The 14,692-nt window shown below is 66.9% G+C and carries 10 protein-coding genes; 4 read left to right on the top strand and 6 right to left on the bottom strand.

The genetic code is table 11. The features are described from left to right. The first annotated feature begins 57 nt into the window (after window positions 1-57). The 3 genes from ABNU97_RS04085 to ABNU97_RS04095 are packed head-to-tail and all read left to right on the top strand — an operon-like array spanning window position 58 to window position 6,692. Window positions 58-5,058 carry an amino acid adenylation domain-containing protein gene (locus ABNU97_RS04085; protein ID WP_348765476.1) on the top strand — a complete coding sequence of 1,667 codons (5,001 nt, stop codon included), beginning with the start codon at window positions 58-60 and terminating at the stop codon, window positions 5,056-5,058. Between the two features lie 7 nt (window positions 5,059-5,065). Continuing rightward, window positions 5,066-5,851 (top strand): hypothetical protein, encoded by a 786-nt coding sequence (locus ABNU97_RS04090; protein WP_348765477.1) that lies wholly within the window; start codon window positions 5,066-5,068, stop codon window positions 5,849-5,851. A 1-nt stretch (window position 5,852) separates the two neighbouring features. After that, complete coding sequence (locus tag ABNU97_RS04095; protein WP_348765478.1) at window positions 5,853-6,692, top strand: hypothetical protein; 840 nt, start codon at window positions 5,853-5,855, stop codon at window positions 6,690-6,692. Here the strand turns inward: ABNU97_RS04095 and ABNU97_RS04100 are convergent. Beyond that, window positions 6,665-7,321, bottom strand: coding sequence for a 4'-phosphopantetheinyl transferase superfamily protein (locus ABNU97_RS04100; RefSeq protein WP_348765479.1), 657 nt, complete (start codon window positions 7,319-7,321; stop codon window positions 6,665-6,667). The two genes, ABNU97_RS04095 and ABNU97_RS04100, sit on opposite strands and share 28 nt — an antisense overlap. 44 nt (window positions 7,322-7,365) lie before the next feature. Between ABNU97_RS04100 and ABNU97_RS04105 the strand changes: the two genes are divergently transcribed. After that, window positions 7,366-8,814: an oligosaccharide flippase family protein gene (locus tag ABNU97_RS04105; protein ID WP_348765480.1), complete on the top strand. Its 1,449-nt coding sequence runs from the start codon at window positions 7,366-7,368 to the stop codon at window positions 8,812-8,814. A 6-nt stretch (window positions 8,815-8,820) separates the two neighbouring features. On the opposite strand, the gene ABNU97_RS04110 is transcribed toward ABNU97_RS04105, so the two are convergent. From ABNU97_RS04110 to ABNU97_RS04130, 5 genes are all read right to left on the bottom strand, one after another. Next, window positions 8,821-9,996, bottom strand: a complete 1,176-nt coding sequence (locus ABNU97_RS04110) for an outer membrane beta-barrel protein (protein WP_348765481.1) — start codon at window positions 9,994-9,996, stop codon at window positions 8,821-8,823. Beyond that, window positions 9,983-11,374: an undecaprenyl-phosphate glucose phosphotransferase gene (locus tag ABNU97_RS04115; RefSeq protein WP_348765482.1), complete on the bottom strand. Its 1,392-nt coding sequence runs from the start codon at window positions 11,372-11,374 to the stop codon at window positions 9,983-9,985. The genes ABNU97_RS04110 and ABNU97_RS04115 overlap by 14 nt, the downstream gene beginning before the upstream one ends. Next, a complete protein-coding gene (locus tag ABNU97_RS04120) occupies window positions 11,371-12,315 on the bottom strand; it encodes a glycosyltransferase family A protein (RefSeq protein ID WP_348765483.1) in 945 nt (314 codons plus the stop codon). Before ABNU97_RS04120 ends, ABNU97_RS04115 begins: the two co-directional genes overlap by 4 nt. After that, window positions 12,312-13,496 carry a glycosyltransferase family 4 protein gene (locus ABNU97_RS04125; RefSeq protein WP_348765484.1) on the bottom strand — a complete coding sequence of 395 codons (1,185 nt, stop codon included), beginning with the start codon at window positions 13,494-13,496 and terminating at the stop codon, window positions 12,312-12,314. The genes ABNU97_RS04120 and ABNU97_RS04125 overlap by 4 nt, the downstream gene beginning before the upstream one ends. Window positions 13,497-13,578: 82 nt before the next feature. Beyond that, window positions 13,579-14,691, bottom strand: a complete 1,113-nt coding sequence (locus ABNU97_RS04130) for a glycosyltransferase family 4 protein (RefSeq protein ID WP_348765485.1) — start codon at window positions 14,689-14,691, stop codon at window positions 13,579-13,581. Between the last annotated feature and the right edge of the window lies 1 nt (window position 14,692).

A 14,692-nucleotide genomic window follows, 5' to 3' on the forward strand; every position in this document is an offset into this window, starting at 1 on the left:
CAGCCGGCGCCAGCGCAGGCTGTACCCGCCCAGCCGACGGCGACACAGCCCACGGCGATGCAGCCAGCCACCGTACCCGGCGCATCGGCGCCTGCGGGACCGCCGCAGCCGGCAGCCTGGACGTCTTCGTCTCAGGCAGCGAACACGCCTGCAGGCAGCGATACCCACCGTATCGTCGAACAGCAGCTGGCGCTGATGCAGCAGCAGCTGGCCCTGCTCGGCGCCGCTCCGGCCGCGACGCCTGTCGTCCAGCCAACACCCGACGTCCCGCCCGCCGCACCAAGCCATTCCAGCGGCGACACCGGCACCGCCGTGGCCCTGCACGGCCGCCCCCAGGCCAGCCAGTCGAGCGGGCAGAGCGGCCGGTTCGGGCCTTACAAGCCGGTGGCGATCGGCAGCGGCACGACACTGACCGCCGCCCAGCGTGACTTCATCGCGGCACTGACCACGCGCCTGAGACAACGCACGCCGTCATCGCGTGCACTGGCAGAAAGCGGGCCGCGCCACATGGCCGATCCGCGGCACGTGGTCGGCTTTCATCGCGACTGGAAGGGACTGACCTACCAGATCGCCATGCAGGCCAGCGACGGCGCCCGACTCACCGATATCGACGGCAACGACTATATCGACGTCACCATGAGCCTGGGCGTCGCGTTTCTCGGCCACGGGCATCCGGCGGTTCGACAGGCCGTACATGCCCAGCTCGACCGCGGTATCGAACTGGGCCCGCAGATACCCTCGGCCCCGCGCGTGGCCGAACGCCTGTGCCGCTTGACCGGACACGAGCGTGCCACCTTCACCACCACCGGCTCGGAAGCGGTCATGGCCGCACTGCGCTGTGCCCGTACCGTCACCGGGCGGCATACCGTGGTGTATTTCACCGGCGACTACCACGGCACCTTCGACGAAGTGCTCGGCCGTGCCCATGTGGCCAGCGATCAGCTGCGTACGCGCCCGGGCGTGCCGGGTGCGGCCCGGCATAGCGTCGACGACGTGATGGTGCTGGACTACGGCACCCAGGAGTCGCTGTCGATTCTGCGTGAGCACGCCGACCGGATCGCGGCGGTTTTGGTCGAGCCGGTGCAGAGCCGGCATCCGGATCATCAGCCCGAAGCCTTTGTTAAGGAGCTTCGACGTATCACCGCACAATCCGGCACGGCGTTGATTCTGGACGAGATGATCACCGGATTTCGCTGTGCGCCCGGCGGCATCAACCGGCGCTGGGATATCGGCGCCGACATGTGTACCTACGGCAAGATTCTCGGCGGCGGCATGCCCATCGGCGCGCTGGCCGGCAGCGCCCGCTGGCTGGATGCAATCGACGGCGGGCGCTGGCGCTTCGACGACGACTCCGTGCCCGAAGCAGCCATGACGTTTTTTGCCGGCACCCATGTCCGGCATCCGCTGGCCATGGCGGCCGCCGATGTCGTACTCGACTGGATCGAGACCGATGCCGGCGCGTCCCAGCGGGCGCTGGATGCGGCCACCGCCGGTTTCGCCCAGCGCATCAATCGGGCGATGGAGGCAGGCGGCGTGCCGCTTCGTATTCGCCATTTTTCGTCCTGGTTTCGTTTCGATACGCCCCCGGACCAGCCTTTGGCCGTGCTGTTGGCGCCGTGGCTGGTCGCACACGGCGTGTACGTCCGCGACGCCGCTCAGAACTGCTTTTTCTCGATAGCGCATACCGAAGACGATATCGCCACCGTGGAACGGGCGATTCTCGACGGCGTGGCGGCGATGGTCGAGGCGGGCGCCTTGCCGGGCGCGCCGGGCGCGGCACCGGCCGATCGCAATGCCGCCGATACGCATGGCCTGGCGGTTGGCGAGGCAATGCCCTTGATCGAGGCCCAGCGCGAGATCTGGCTGGCCCAGCAGGTAGACCCCGACGTGGCCGCGGCCTATAACCAGGTGTGTCGCCTGCGGCTGAAAGGCTCGCTCGACCATGCCGCGTTCACGGCTGCCGTCGAGGCGGCCGCCGCGAGGCACGAGGCCCTGTCGCTGCGTTTTACGGCGGACGGCGAAAGCCAGTATCGGGCCGGCGATGCGCGGCTTGTGGGTTTGCACTGGGTCGATCAGCGCGATCGTGAGCAGCCGCAGCATGAAGCCGATACCGCGATCGGCGCCATGAGCGATCGCATACTCGACCTATCGGATCCGGGCACCGCGCTGGCCGAAGTGGCAGTGCATCGGGTCGCCGACGATCGCTACGACGTCGGCGTGATGTTGCATCACCTGGTGTGCGACGGCTGGTCGTCGATGCTGTTCTTCCGCGACCTGAGCGCTCTGTACGCGGCCAAACTCGAACACAGACCGCCGGCGCTGCCCGCCGCGGTGCCGTTCTCACAGCATGTACAGGCACTCGTCGCCCGCGATGCCGGGCCCGATCTGGCCTGGTGGCGCGAGCTTTATGCGAGCCCGCCGCCGCCGCTGAGCCTGCCGACCCGTGGCGCTCGTCCGGTACCACGCCGGGCTGAAGGATCGACCCTGCGCCATCGCCTTTCGGACGCGGTGACCGAACGCGTTACCGCCGTTGCCACCGAGCGTTCGATCACCCGCTATGCCGTGACCTTCGCCGCCTTCGCCGCGCTGGTCATGCGCCTGACCGGCCAGCGCGATATCGTGATCGCCATGCCGGTCGCCGGGCAGGTGCTGGAAGGACAGACCGAGCTTTTCGGTCACTGCGTGCAGACGCTGCCGCTACGGCTCACCGCGACCGACAATGCCTCGTTCGCCGATCTGCTCGCCACGGTGCGCCGCATGATCAGCGGCGCGAGCGCACATGCCGGGGCCACCTTCGGTCAGATTCTGCGCGAGGTGCCCGGTCCGCGTGATCCGTCGCGCCTGCCGCTGGCCGAGATCGTGTTCAACTGCGCCCCGGATGATGGCCATCCCGTCATGCCTGGTCTGACCAGCACCCTCGACGAACCGGTCAAGACCACGACCCAGTTCGACCTGCATTTCGATCTGGAAATCGGCGAGGCCGAATGGTGGATCGACTGCGATTACGCCACCGCGCTGTTCGATGCCGACATGATGGGCGCCTGGCTGGCCGACTACGAGGCGGTGCTCGCCGCGGTGGTTGACGATATCGACGTGGCTCTCGATACGCTGCCGGTCCGTGCGGCGGTGCGCGACGACCCCGGCGCGCGCTTCAATCCGCCGGCATTGCCGCTCGATACGAACGCGGATCTGGTGACGGCACTGGGCCGGGCAGCGGCCGCTAATCCGAACGGCATCGCCATCGCCCATGCCAGCGGCGACTGGGACTACGCAGGTCTGGCGCAGGCGTCCGATCGTATCGCGGCCGCACTGGCCGAGCGCGGTGTGGGCCCGGGCGATCGCGTCGGGCTGTGCGCGCCGCGCACGCCGGCGTTGATTGCAGCGATACTGGGCGTGCTCAAGGCCGGGGCGGCCTATGTGCCCATGGATCCGACCTATCCGATCGAGCGTCTGCGTTTCACCGCCGAGGACAGCGCGGTCGCGCTTACCCTGGTCGACCAGCCTGAGCGGTCGTTGGCCGATGCGCCGTCGCTAAGCCTGGAAGCGGCCATGGCTGCGACCGGGCCGGTGCCCGAGCCGGGCGTCGACGGCGAGCGCGAGGCGTACGTGATCTATACCTCGGGCTCGACCGGTCGGCCCAAGGGCGTGTCGGTGCGCCATCGTAACGTCATGGCGTTTCTGGCCTGGGCGAAACAGGCGCTGGACGATGCCGAAATCGAACGCATGCTCGCCTCGGCCTCGATCTGTTTCGATTTTTCGGTGTTCGAGCTGTTCGTGCCGCTGTCTCGCGGCAAAACCGTCGTGCTGGTGGACGATTTGCTGGCGCTGGTCAATCCGCTGGCGACACCGCCAACGATCGTCAGTGGCGTGCCGTCGGCTTTTGCAGCGCTATTACGCCACGTTGAACTGCCGGCCAGCGTGCGCACGGTGTTCGTCGGCGGTGAACCGCTGCGCCGGGATCTGGTGGCGAAACTCGCGGCCCAGCCGGGGATGACTCGAGTCATGGAGTGCTATGGCCCGACCGAAACGACCGTATTCGCAACGGTGGGGGAACGCCACGCCGACGGTCCGCAAACCATCGGGCCGCCGATCCCCGGCTGGCGTGCCTGTATTGTCGACGCCCAGGATCGACCGGTCGCGGTCGGCGAAACCGGCGAGCTGCTGGTGGGCGGGGCCGGTGTGAGCGCCGGCTATGTCGGCCGCGACGCGCTGACCGCCGAGCGTTTCATACCGGACCCGGACGGCGGCCCCGGCGCACGGCGCTATCGCACCGGCGATCTATGTCGCTGGCGCGACGATGGCCGTATCGAGTTCATTGGCCGTGCCGATACCCAGGTCAAGCTGCGCGGCTATCGCATCGAGCTGGGCGAAATCGAGACCGCCCTCACCACCCACCCGGCGGTCGAAGAAGCCGTGGTGGGCGTACGTTCGGCCGGCGAGGGCGACGACCAGCTCGTGGCGTGGTGGAAGCCAGCGGTCGGCCATAAGGATGTCGAACCGACCGCTTTGCGGCGGTATCTGCGCGAGCGTCTGCCGCTGCATATGGTTGCCCAGCAGTTCGTGGTTCAGAGCGCGTGGCCGCGCCTGGCCAACGGCAAGATCGATCGCAACGCGCTCGTTGACCCTTTCGAGCCGACGCGCAACGAGGCGGCGACCCCGTGGGCGGATGCCGCTGCCGTGGATGCCGTCACCGCGCTATGGGCCGAGGCCCTCGGCCATGACATAGCGCCCGGCGCACAGGATACGTTCATCGATATGGGCGGCCATTCCCTGCTGGCCGTACGCGCGGTAGCCGCAGCCCGAGAGCGGCACGGCGTGGAAGTGCCGGTACGAGCGATGATGCTCGACAGTCTGGCCCAGCTGGCCATGCGGCTGGCCAGCACGAACCCGACCCAACCCGTGGCGGCGGCCGCTGATCAGCCACCGTCGAGCGTGGACTCCAGCGCAGTATCGGCCGAATCGGATCCGCAAGGCGACGACACCAAAGACGGCGAGGGCGACCCGGGCAGCCGCCGCGACGGTCTGATGGCGCGCCTGGGCCTGACGCGGCCGTCCTGAGGTGGCGATGCAGCCGTTCTTTTTCGGTGCCGGGGGTGCGCTCTACGGCGCCTACCATCAGCCGCCAGCGCATGCGCCGGGCCCGGAAACCGCTCTATTGATCTGTCAGGGGATCGGCTACGAGTATATGCGGGCCTATCGGGCCTGCTGGCAGCTCGCCGAAACGGCGGCCGCGCGCAATGCGCATGTGCTGCGTTTCGACTATGCCTGTACCGGTGAAAGCCATGGTCGCCAGCACGAAGCCAGCTGGGCGCGCTGGGTCGCCAATACCGGCGAAGCTATTGCCTGGCTGCGCGACACCACCGCGCTGTCGCACGTGCGGATTGTCGGGGTACGGGTCGGGGCATTGATCGCGGCCGCTGCGAGCGCCCAGACGCGCGAGCGCCGACGCCTGTTGTTCTGGGATCCGGTGGTCGACGGCGAAACCTATCTCAAGCAGATCGCGGTGATGCACGAAAGCCAGACGCATAACATGAACCGGTACCGGCCATCTCGCCATCACCATGCCGAGCGTGGCGGCGACGAGTATCTGGGCTTTCACTGGCCTTCGCCGGTGGTCGACGAACTCGCCCGCGTGCAGCTCATGAACTATGGCGAGACGCGAACGGACGACTGGGATCTGGCCTTGAGCCCCGGCGAGTCGCCCCAGCCGATCATCGATACGGTCAGCGCCCGTGGCGGCCACGTTCTCGAGATGCCCGAGGCGATGGACTGGATGGACATACGCGCGCAGTACCGTCGAGTCGCACTGCCGCAGTCGGCCCAGCCCATGCTCGACCGGGTGCTCGCCTGAGATGCGTGAAACACCGCTGCATTTCGGTCATGAATCTCATCTCGTGGGGATGTTGTGCGAGCCGGATACAGCGCAGGCGCGCGAGCGCCCCGCGGTATTGTTTCTCAACTCGGGGCTCGAGCATCGAGTCGGTCCACGCGGGCTGTCGGTCGCGGTGGCCCGGGCGCTGGGTGATGCCGGCTTTGCCAGCCTGCGCTTCGACTATGCCGGCATGGGCGAAAGCCGCAAGCCACAGCGACCGCTCGCCGCCGAGCGCGAAGACGAGCTGCTGGCCGAATGCGCTGCCGCCACCGAGCTGCTGCAAGCGCGTTCCGGCGCGTCCGGCGTGGTCTTGTTCGGCCTGTGCAGCGGCGCCGACGACGCCCATCGGGTGGCCCTGGCCAACGACGCGGTCGTGGGCATGGCCCAGATCGATGGCCATGGCGCCATTACGGCCGGCTTCAAATGGCGCTATGTCGCCCATCGGCTGGCCTCGCCAAGACGCTGGCAGAACTGGTTCGAACGCAAGTTCGGCGCGCCGGCCGACGCCGACCGGGCGGTGCTCGAGGGCGTGGATTTCTTTCAGATGCCCGAGCGCGACACGCTGGCCCGCGATCTGGACATGCTCGTCAAACGCGGGGTACGGCTGTTCTATGCCTATTCCGGCGCGACGCACAGCTACTATAACCATGCCGGGCAGCTACGCCGGGCGTTGGCGCAGGCCGGCGTACATCCGGGCGGCTCTCTCGAGGAGCATTTTCTGCCGTCTGCCGATCACACCTTTTCCCGCAACGCCGAGCGCATGATTCTGATCGAGACGCTTCTCGCCTGGCTTCAGGCCGGTTGGCCCGCGGGCGAATGAGCATAGGCGACACAGACGATGCGCTCGCCCTGAACGCGGCTGCGTACGACGATATTTTCGCTGTGTCGCGTCACAGCGACGAATCGCAGACGATAGATATCCGCCGCTGCGATCAATTCGAAATCGAGAAATTCGGTCGTTGCCTGACCGAGACCGGCCAGGCACTTGTAGGCCGCCTCCTTGGCCGAGAACAGGCGTACGGCATCGCGCTCGTCGATCAGCTTCGCGCGTTCGCTGGCCGTGAATACGCTCGGCCAGACCGGCGCGTCCAGCGTGCGCGGGCCTTCGATATCGATACCGATCGCGCCGATCGTATGCCGATACGCCACGGCGACGGCAGCCACCCCGTCGGCATGGGTGAGGCTGCCGGTCACGTCGTCCGGCCAGGCCGGGCCGGCGTCGTGGCTGGCGCCGAGTGCCGCGACCGGTCGTCCGAGGGCAGCCAGGGCCGCGCGGGCGAGCGTACGCGCGCTCGCGAATTCGGCACGCCGGGCCTCGACCGCGCGTTCGATCAGCGCCGCCTCGGCGGGCGGCAGGGCGCCGGCCGGGGCGATCGGCCCCGCGCGTACGACCGCGCCTGTCGGCAAAAGGCCGGCGATTATCTCTTCGAGGCAGTGATCGCGTGTCATGCGCGTATTGTCGCGCGTCCGTGTCGCAAAACGCAGGTCACGCCATGCTGAAATGGCTGTCGTCGTCGCTGGCGGATGCCGTCGGACGTATTCTGTTGAAGCTGCTGACCACGGTGGTGTTTGCCTACTGGCTGTCGCCGGAAATATTCGGCCGCGCCTCGCTGACCATCGTAGTCGTCAGCCTGCTGGCGATCGTGGTGACCGCGCCCTTCGAGGAATCGCTGGTACAACGGCGGGTGATTTCGCGCTCGCATTTCGCCGGTGCGCTGGCGCTGGTGCTGGCCGGCTCGGTTGCGCTGATCGCGGCCAGCTTTGCGGCCGCCGCGGTCATCGCGCGTGTCTATCCGGCCACCAGCGAAACGGTCACGCTGGCCTGGCTGGTCGCCGGTTTCAGCCCGATCCTGCTGGCCCATGCGGGGGTGGCGATCTTTACCGCCATGGCACGCCGCCACCGGGCCTTCGCTCGAATTGCCTGGTCCAACCTGGCCGGCGATGCGCTCGGCGTGGGCGTTGGCCTGGCCCTGGTCTTCTCGGGCGTGGGGGTGTGGTCGCTGCTGGCGGTGCGCCTGGTCTCGCGTTTCGCGACGCTGCTGTGGCTGATCGTCGACAATCCGATCCGCCTGCGCCCGGCCTGGTCGCTCGACGGCCTGGGTGAACTCTCGGGCGTGGCCGGCTGGTTCTTTGCGGCGCGCTGCGTGGACAAGGCCGGCGATGCCGTGTTCCAGGGCGTTGTGGCACGGCTGTTCGGCCTCGAAGGCGCCGGCTATCTGAACATGGCGTTGCGCATCATCGAGCCGGTTCGCGGGCCCACGGCCTCGGTAAGCCACAACATCGCGATGTCGTTTTTCGTGCGCGCCCAGGATGCACCGCAGCGCCTGCGGGCCGCGGTGGCCAGCACGGTGTCGCATACCTCGATGATCTTGCTGCCGGTGTTCTTTGGGCTGGCGGCCTGTGCGCCAACGCTCATTGCCTTGCTTGGCGGCGAACGCTGGGCCGCGGCCGGACCCATCGCGGCGGGGCTCGCGCTGGCCGCCGGTGTGGGGGCGACCACGCATTTTCTGATGACGGCGCTGGCCGCGCGTGGCGAGGCACGCCTGTGCTGTCTGGCCCTGACCGCGGAGCTGGTTTGCGTCGCCGCCGCGCTCTGGCTGCTGGCGCCGTTGGGGCTGATCGCGATCGGCGTGGCGCGCATGGTTTCGACCGCGGCCATGGCGGGCTTCTATCTCACCGTTGCCCGGCCGGTGTTCGGTATCGACCGGGGCGCCTTTGTGCGCTCGGTGCTGCCCAGCCTGGCCAACGCCACGATCATGGCGCTGTCGGTGGTTGCGGTCGCGCGGTGGTGGGTGCCGGGCACATCGGCTGCGCTCTTGCTGGTCGTCCAGGTAGGCGCCGGCGTGCTCGTCTACGCCGCCCTGGCGTTGGTGTTTCAGCGCGCGCTGCTCTATTCGGTGATCAACGCCCTGCGTGGACGCAAACCCGGCGTGCCGGCCTGAGCACGGCTACTGCGGCAGCGGATCCAGCGTGATCCGGACCGCGATGCCGCCGATCCACTCCCGATAGTCGAAGGCCGGCTCGCTGGAGTCGCGAATGACGCGCTCGCCGGTGGCGATAAGGGCCAGCTGTGGCCGTGGCCGCCAGGTCAGGTCCAGCCCGTAGTTGCGGACTTCGTCCTGGCGGGTATCGTCGGCCACCGACGTTTGCTGATAATCGCGTCGATTCCAGGCGCCGCGCGCGGTCAGCTCGATGGCCGGGCCGTATTCCCAGTCGAGCGCAACCTCGGCGCCGCGGTTGCGCAGGGCGTTGGCATCGATGTTGTCGGCCGAGTAGATATCCTGCGACAGGGTGAAGCGAAGCTGGGTTTTCGCCGATACGTCGCGAATATAGCTCAGGCGCGCGGTGGGCGCGGAATAATCCTCCGACTGTCCGCCGCGGTTATCGCGGTGCGCATAGCCGGCGCGCAGCTGAATTCGCGACAGCCCGGACACCTGCCAGTCGAGGCGCCCGAACGGCTCATGCTGCACGAAGCGGCGGGCGAGCGGGTCGTTTGGATCGCGCTCGGGGTAACGCCCGTCGATACGTTCAACGCCAGCAGTCAGGCTGGCCTGCGGTGAGCCGATAAAGCGCAGTGCCAGGCGCGATTCGAGCTCGTCGCGATCGTAGCGGCGTTCGCTGTCGAGGGTGTGCTGGCGCGTCCGATAGTCAACGCCGCCGACGACGTGCCAGTGCGGCGTCACGACCAGCGTGGTCTCGATACCCGGGTTGGCGAGGCGAATGAAATCCTGTTCGCGCGTGCTGCGGTTTTCGAAGTCGGTGAGCTGGCGCGAACGGTTGTAATAGACCCGGCCCCGCAGGGCATGGCCGACTTCGTAATTCCAAACGAAGTTGCCTTTGTAGGCGCTGTGATCGAGGCGTTCGTTCTTGACGTAGCTGAGCTCGCTCAGATCGACATGCAGCGACAGCTGCTGGCGCGACATGCCCCAGCGCGCATCGGCGCCGACGGTGGCGCGGCGCTGCGTGTCGGCCTCGCGGCTGTCTTCGCTGGAGGCGAACAGGTTGCTGTCGCGACTGATGCCGGTTTCGACATAGGGCGACAGGCGCAGCTCGCCGGGGTATGCACCGCAGGGCAGTGCCACCAGCGAGGCTGCCAGCATGTAGCGCAGTTCAATAGGCCGCACGATCGCGAAAGATCAGCGCAATCGTGCGCATTATGATGTAGACGTCGAGGCCGGGGGACCAGGTACGGATATAGCGCAGGTCGTACTCGACCCGGCGTTCCATGCAGTCCAGCTCATGGATTTCGCCGCGCAGCCCGTTGACCTGGGCCAGGCCGGTCAGGCCCGGGCGAACCTTGTGGCGCAGCATGTAGCGTTCGATCAGCCCACGATAGGTTTCGTTGTGTTCGATGGCATGGGGGCGCGGGCCGACCACGCTCATATCGCCGCGCAGCACGTCCCAGAACTGGGGCAATTCGTCCAGCGACATGCGGCGCAGCCGGCGCCCGACCGACGTGACCCGCGGGTCGTCGCGGGTGGCCTGAGCCACGCCGGCATCGGGCTCGGCGGCATGCATGGTCCGAAATTTGTGGACCCGAATACGTCGGCCGTCGAGGCCATAGCGTTCCTGGGTAAACATTACGGGCCGGCCCGACGTCGCCCAGATCAGCGCGGCGATGAGCAGATACAGTGGCGACAGTACGACCAGCACGCCTGCGGAAAACAGGATATCCATGAACCGCTTGAGCACGCCGTCGGCGCCAAAGAACGGGTTGTCGCTGAACGAGAACACCGGTACACCGCCAATATTGGCGAACTGCAGCTGGTCGCTGCGAAACAGCGGGGAGGTCGGCATGAAGAAGATCGACGCCGTGGTGTTGCCCAGCCGGCGAACGATATGCGTCGCGCGCTCCGCGCCCTCGAGCGGCAGCACCACGAATACCACGTTGACGCTGTGGCGATTGACGTAGTCGACCACATCCTCGGTGCCGCCGAGCACGGGACGATCCTCATGGCGATGCCCGACGCGTTCCGGGCTGCGATCTTCGAAATAACCCAGCAGCCGGAATTTCGGCACGTCCAGAGCGGACAGGATATGCGCGAGCCGCTGTGCGCCTTCGTTGACGAATACGATGACCGCGCTGCGCGATTTCATCGAGTCGGGAAAAAATCGGAAGAAAATATAGCGCACCAGGTGATGCGCGATTACGAAGACCATCGGCGTGAACAGCAGCCATAGCAGGATGACCCGCCGTTCGTATTCGTCCGAGCGACGCGTGAGAAAGCCAAGAAAAACAAAGCCGGCCGCGCACAGCAGCCAGCTGAGTATGACCCCGGTGCCGATCGAGCCCGGTCGCCCCATCTGCCATTTCCAGATGAGGTTGTAGCGGCTGAATACGACGCCGACCACCGCAAATGCCAGTACCGCCAGCTCGCGGTCGTTCTCGCTGATGCCCTGGGGCGACAGCGCCGCGATCGCCAACAGCAGGCCCGTACTGAGCCCGCCATACGCCAGGCCGTGGAACAAGGGCGCAGAAAACGTGCGTGTCCCGGCGTTCATCGATCGGCCCCGTTTGCGTCACGGTCGCGCCGAAGAGCGCGCAGTAAACGCACCGGCAGCGCAGCGAGCTGGCGTCGTTGCCAGCGGCGCAGATCGCGCCGGAATGCCGGATCGGGGTAGCGCGGCACACCGCGTGCCGCGGCGCCGAAATAGCCGGCGATGATGAGCAGACCGCCGACCCCGTAGGGCCAGTCGCGCATGCGATAGATACCCGATGCCACCGCATAGGCCGGGTCGTAGCCCATGAAATGAATGCCGCGCCCCCAGCGCAATCGGCCATGCACGATGCTGACCTGGGACGAGCCCATCAGCCGGTGGTGATGAATTCGCGCTTCGGGGTCGGGGATGTTGCGGGTACGCCAACCCGTCATGCGTGCCCGATGAATATCGATGCCGTCCCATTGCAGCGTCTGTTCGAAGCCGCCGATGGCCTCGAAGGCGGCGCGCCGATAGAACTTGAACGGCCCGCACACCATGTCGGGGCTCTTGCGCTCCTCGACATCGCCGCCGGGCTCGGGCCGGAACACGCGCCCGGATACCGCCGCCAGCTGCTCGTCGCTCGCGAACTCTGCGAGCATGCGTTCGATATAGCGCGGTCCGTAGGTGATATCGGCATCGAGTTTGACGATGTAGTCCCAGTCCGCAATCGGCGCGGCGGCCAGGCCGTAGTTGAATGCCTCGATCACGCCGGAACCGACTTCGCGGCGCCCACGATCGGGTTTGTCGATCACATGAATGAAGTCGGTTTCTGCCGCGCGCGCCCGGGCGATCGCCGAGGTATCGTCGCTGGAACCGTCGTTGACGATGACCCAGGCGCTCGGGCGTACCGTCTGTGCGCTGAGGCTGTCGATGGCCGCGTTGATGAAGCGAGCCTCGTCGCGAACCGGCGAAATGACCAGAATGCGCGGATGGCCGATGGCCTGTTCCGGCGTATCGCTCATGCCAGCACCCGCTCGTAGGCGGCCAGCAGGCGCGGTATTTCGTGGTGCCAGGCCAGGCGTTCTTCGATACGCTGGCGCCCAACCTCGCCCAGCCGCTGGCGAAGCGACGGATCGTCCAGGAGCGCGATTATCTTGTCGGCAAAGTCGGCGCGGTCGCCGGGCCGTGCGTACAACGACGCCTCGCCGGCCGACGCCCGGCCTTCGGTGAGGTCGTATTGGACCAGCGCCTTGCCCAACGCCATGTACTCGAGGATCTTGTTCATGGTGGACTGGTCGTTCATGTCGTTCTTGGGGTCCGGGCTGACACAGATATCGGCCGAGGAGAGCACCCGCATCAGATCGTCGCCGGCCAGTCGTCCGGGGAAATCTACATAGGGCTCGATCTGCAGCGTCTCGGCCAGGCGGCGCAGGCCGTCGAGCGACGGGCCGAACCCGACGAGACAGAACTGGATATCGTGGCGGTCGCGGCGGTGAACGATATCCGCGATCATATGCAGCAGATCCTCGAGTCCTTCCTGCTCGCCCATGACGCCGACATAGCCCACCAGATAGGTACGGCCGTTATGCAGGCTCGGGTCGGGCGCCACCCGGCGAACCCGGTCCAGGTTCGGGCCGCTGCGCACCACGAATACGTCGGCCTCGTCCATGCCGCCGCGGGTGCAGGCGATACGCTTGAACGAGTCGTTGGTGGCGATCGATACGCGCGCCATCGCAAACGTCGCCCGCTCGAGCACGCGCATCAGCCGATAAATCGGGCCGCTGTGGCCGAACTTGGCAACGAACAGTTCCGGGCAGAGGTCGTGATGGTCGAACAGAAAACGTACGCCGAACGGGCGGGCCGCGGCGGCCACCAGAAAGATGGTATCGGGTGGGTTGCAGGCATGAATGACGTCGATACGCCGACGCCGGCCGATACGCGCGGTCAGCAGGAGTTGCCAGAAAAGGGCGGTCGCGTATTCCAGCGGATAGCCCCAGGCGCCGCTGGCTTCGTTGGGCAGGGGGTGTCGATGAATGGCGATGCCTTCGAGCTCGAGATAGCGTTCGCGATAGCCATCGGCCACAGGACAGATGATCGAGACCGCATAGCCGGCATCACGTAGCGCACAGGCCTGTTGCCAGACGCGGCGATCGAAGGGCAGCGGCAGATTCTCGACGATGATGAGTACGTGAGCGCGCGCCACCGAGTCGTCGTGCGCCCGCGCGTCTGTCTTGACGGCCGTGCGCCGGCGGGGCTGTATGAGTTTGTGCAAGGCGACGCGCATGCTAGATCACCCGTTGATAGAGATGGGCGGTATGCGCGGCCAGCTGCGGCCAGCCCTGTTCGCCGTCCTGGGCCCGGGCGACGTTGCGCCGGACGGTCTCGAGCGCGTCCGGGCGCGACTTCAGAGCGGCCAGGCGGCCCGCCAGCGTCTCGGCATCCACCGGTGCCAGTAGAAAACCGGTGCGCTCGTCCTCGATGACCTCGGCCAGGCCACCGATATCGCTGGCGAGCACCGCACAGCGATAGGTCAACGCCAGCATGAGCACGCCGGACTGATCGATACGGCGATAAGGCAGCACCACCAGATCGGCCGCAGCGAAATAACGGGCCGTGGTGTGGTCATCCACCCGGCTCAGATCGGCGGTCACGTCATTACGGTTGGCAAGCAGGCGTCGGCCCTCGCCGAACGTATCTTCGCCGGCCACGATCAAGTGCATATCGGGGTCTGCGATACGATCCAGCGCGGATACAAGCAGATCCAGCCCCTTGTAAGGCCGAATTCGGCCGAACAGCAGCAGCAGGAAGGTTTCGTCGACCACGCCGAGGGCTTCACGCGCAGCCTCGCGGGACGGTGCAGGTGCGGCCCCCAGAGTGAGCGGGCCGTGTGCGATCACGTGCACCTTGTCGCGGCGTACGCCGAGCTCCTCTGCCAGCGTACGAGCGGTGAAACGGGTATGCACGATCACCGCATCGACATAGCGATAGATAAACCGAAACAGCACCGTATCGAACCGCGTGCTTTCATGCGGCAGGCTGTTGTGGGCGGTCCAGACCAGGCGTGCCCCGCGCAGGCGCGCGATCAGCAGCAGCGGCCAGTCCAGCAACGGCTGATGCAGTGCCTGGACATGAAAGACATGCGGACGTTCCCGCCAGATCCGCATGCCGGTACGCACCAGCGCCTTGGCATGGGCGCTCAGCCGCTGCCAGCGATTGCGCTTGCCGCGTGCCGCCGGATAGCAGCGCGCGATCGTGCAGCCGGCCGCCTCGGCATAGGCGAAATCCGCGCGCACGATCAGGCACAGGCGCGCGACGTCGTCGCGTGCGGCCAGAGCGCGGGCCAGCTCGGCTACGTACTCGGCCGGCCAGGGGGCATGAATGACGACGCGCATGGACATC

Origin of the sequence: uncultured Salinisphaera sp. (genome assembly GCF_964012375.1) — a bacterium.
GTDB lineage: Bacteria > Pseudomonadota > Gammaproteobacteria > Nevskiales > Salinisphaeraceae > Salinisphaera.

Bases quoted from the DNA above. Each gene is read 5' to 3' on its own strand.
- ABNU97_RS04105 (WP_348765480.1), top strand. From the start codon at position 7,366: ATGCTGAAATGGCTGTCGTCGTCGCTGGCGGATGCCGTCGGACGTATT.
- ABNU97_RS04100 (WP_348765479.1), bottom strand. From the start codon at position 7,321: ATGACACGCGATCACTGCCTCGAAGAGATAATCGCCGGCCTTTTGCCG.
- ABNU97_RS04120 (WP_348765483.1), bottom strand. From the start codon at position 12,315: ATGAGCGATACGCCGGAACAGGCCATCGGCCATCCGCGCATTCTGGTC.
- ABNU97_RS04130 (WP_348765485.1), bottom strand. From the start codon at position 14,691: ATGTCCATGCGCGTCGTCATTCATGCCCCCTGGCCGGCCGAGTACGTA.
- ABNU97_RS04085 (WP_348765476.1), top strand. From the start codon at position 58: ATGCAGCCAGCCACCGTACCCGGCGCATCGGCGCCTGCGGGACCGCCG.
- ABNU97_RS04095 (WP_348765478.1), top strand. From the start codon at position 5,853: ATGCGTGAAACACCGCTGCATTTCGGTCATGAATCTCATCTCGTGGGG.
- ABNU97_RS04115 (WP_348765482.1), bottom strand. From the start codon at position 11,374: ATGAACGCCGGGACACGCACGTTTTCTGCGCCCTTGTTCCACGGCCTG.
- ABNU97_RS04090 (WP_348765477.1), top strand. From the start codon at position 5,066: ATGCAGCCGTTCTTTTTCGGTGCCGGGGGTGCGCTCTACGGCGCCTAC.